Source organism: Nakamurella sp. (assembly GCF_048594475.1).
Taxonomy (GTDB): Bacteria; Actinomycetota; Actinomycetes; order Mycobacteriales; family Nakamurellaceae; genus Nakamurella.
Map to the genome: position 1 here is coordinate 1 of NZ_JBMDXT010000190.1, position 2,510 is coordinate 2,510.

Annotated in this window: 1 protein-coding gene and 2 pseudogenes; 1 reads left to right on the top strand and 2 read right to left on the bottom strand. The window is 74.4% G+C overall.

Annotation, left to right across the window (positions count from 1 at the left end):
* Positions 1-240, bottom strand: a pseudogene (locus ACOJUF_RS09110) (DUF1905 domain-containing protein); the annotation flags it as partial.
* Between the two features lie 192 nt (positions 241-432).
* Here ACOJUF_RS09110 and ACOJUF_RS09115 point away from each other — a divergent pair.
* Positions 433-2,022, top strand: coding sequence for a molybdopterin-dependent oxidoreductase (locus ACOJUF_RS09115; RefSeq protein WP_420121544.1), 1,590 nt, complete (start codon positions 433-435; stop codon positions 2,020-2,022).
* Between the two features lie 48 nt (positions 2,023-2,070).
* Here ACOJUF_RS09115 and ACOJUF_RS09120 read toward each other — a convergent pair.
* A pseudogene (locus ACOJUF_RS09120) lies at positions 2,071-2,510 on the bottom strand (LLM class flavin-dependent oxidoreductase); the annotation flags it as partial.

The window sequence follows — 2,510 nt, forward strand, 5'->3', positions numbered from 1 at the left end:
TCGCTCTTGGCCACCGCCTTCCGGATCGCGGCGGCCACGGGCAGCTTGTGGGTGCCGTCGCCCAGAGCCATGAAGGCACCGGTGAACGGCACGCCGTCGACGGTGCCCGCGACCTTGACCAGACCGCGGGTGCCGAAGATCCGCCGAGTCCGGCAGCTGGACGCAGGTCCACGTGTCGTCCGGTCGCACCTTGCCGAGTCGGGCGGTGAACCGGATGTCGAGCGGTCCGGGGTCTGCCATGGCGCTGGTCCCTCTCTGCTGCGGCCGCACGGGTGAGCGGGTCGCTCGCACCGTACGCGGGGCGGGGGTGCCCTGCCTGTCGGAGGGGACGACTCCGTCCGGGCCGCGCACTCATCGGTCGGGCTGCCGCCGCGTCCGGTCCGCGGATCCGCAGCCGTTGTGGAACCGTCCGGCGCGACGCAGGATGGGCGCATGACGCAGACGGCGCCCCGCGCCGAATCACCCCCCGCCGCCGGTCCCGGGCCGCGGGCCTTCCCGACCGGCCGGTGGGCCGAGGTGTGCGGGGTGGTCGGCGGTCTGGCCGGCATGGCCGCCGCCGACCTGCTCGCCTGGGCCCTCGCGCCGGGCGGCGCCCCGGTGCCGGCCGTGGGCTCCATGATCATCGACCTGCTGCCGGCGGGTCTGGTGAACTGGGGCAAGGAGACGCTCGGCACGGCCGACAAGCCGATCCTCCTGGTGATCATCGTGCTGGGCGTGCTGGCCCTCTGCGGTCTCGCCGGCCGGCTCGAGCAGCGCCGACCGTACGGCGGCGGGCTGGTGTTCGCCGGCGTCGCCGCGATCGGGTTGGTCGCCGTGCTCACCAGCGGCCAGTCCTCGCTCCGCGCCATCGTGCCCACCGTGGGTGGCCTGCTGGCCGGCTACCTGCTGCTCCGTGCCCTGATGCTGCGTCGGGAGCGCTGGTCCCATGCCGCCGCCGGCCCGGACCCGGACGCCGCCCGGATGGCCCGCCGCACGTTCCTGCTCTGGACCGGCGTCGTCGCAGGTGCCGCAGCCGTCGGCGCGGTGGCCGGCCGGATGCTCGTGGCCACCGCCGGGGCCGTCGAGGAAGCACGCTCTCGCTTCCGGCTGCCGACCCCCGCCCGCCGCGACCCGATCCCCGAGGGGGTCGACTTCGGTGCCGAGGGCCTGTCGCCGTACGTCACCCCGAACAACGACTTCTACCGCATCGACACCGCTCTGCAGGTACCGATCCTCAACGCCGACGACTGGTCGCTGACCATCACCGGCATGGTGGACCGGGAGGTCACCATGAGCTTCGCCGACCTGATCGCCAAGCCCCTGGTCGAGCACGTGGCCACGTTGACCTGCGTCTCCAACGAGGTCGGCGGCGACCTGATCGGCAACGCCGTCTGGCTGGGTCTGCCGATCCGGCAGCTGCTGGCCGAGGCCGGACCGCAGTCCGGGGCCGACATGGTCTTGTCGACCAGCGAGGACGGCTGGACGGCCGGCACCCCGCTGTCCGCGTTGACCGACCCGGACCGACTGGCCCTGCTGGCGGTTGGGATGAACGGGGAGGCGCTGCCGATCGAGCACGGCTACCCGGTCCGGATGGTCGTCCCCGGCCTGTACGGCTACGTCTCGGCCACCAAGTGGGTGCGCGAGCTCAAGGTGACCACGTTCGCCGCCGACCAGGGCTACTGGACCCCGCTCGGCTGGTCGGCCCAGGGTCCGATCAAGACCGGGTCGCGGATCGACGTGCCCCGCAAGCGCTCCGCCGCGGCCGGCTCGGTGGTCGTGGCCGGGGTGGCCTGGGACCAGCACACCGGCATCGCCAAGGTCGAGGTCGGCATCGACGGCGACTGGCGGGAGGCAGAGCTGGCCGAGGTCACCGGACCCGACACCTGGCGGCAGTGGCGCTACCGCTGGGACGCTACGCCGGGCAGCCACCAGGTCGCCGTCCGGGCGACCAACGTCGACGGGTCGACGCAGACCGCCGATCTCGCCGCGCCGGCGCCGGACGGGGCGACCGGCTGGCACACCATCACCGTCGACATCACCTGAGTCGCGTCCGCCGCCGTCCGAGGTCCCCTCGCTCGTCGGCGGCCGGGCTCAGCCGGCCGCCAGGATGGGCTTCACCCCCCGGCCGAGGAACTCGACCAGACCGAGCAGATCGGGCTCGTCCCGGGTCGGCTGCACCGCGATGGTGGTCACGCCCAGACCCGCGAGGCGGCGGAAGTCGGCCGCCACCTGCTCCGCGTCGCCGGCGGACCCGATGCCGGGGTCGGGCTCCTTGCCCCAGAACGGGATCTCCGCGTCGACCCGCTGCCGCGCGCCCGGGCCGGTCGCCGTGAGCGGGGCGCAGACCATCGGCAGGGCCGGTGCGTCCGGAGCCTGTCGCTGCCGGGCGGCCGTGGCGATCGCGTACGCCGTGGCGATCTCGGCGTCGGTGCGGGCGGCGCTGAGCAGGTAGACGTCGGCCAGCACACCGGCCAGGGCGACCGACTTGGGCCCGTCTCCGCCGATGCCGAGCGCCGGTGGGTCGGCGGGCG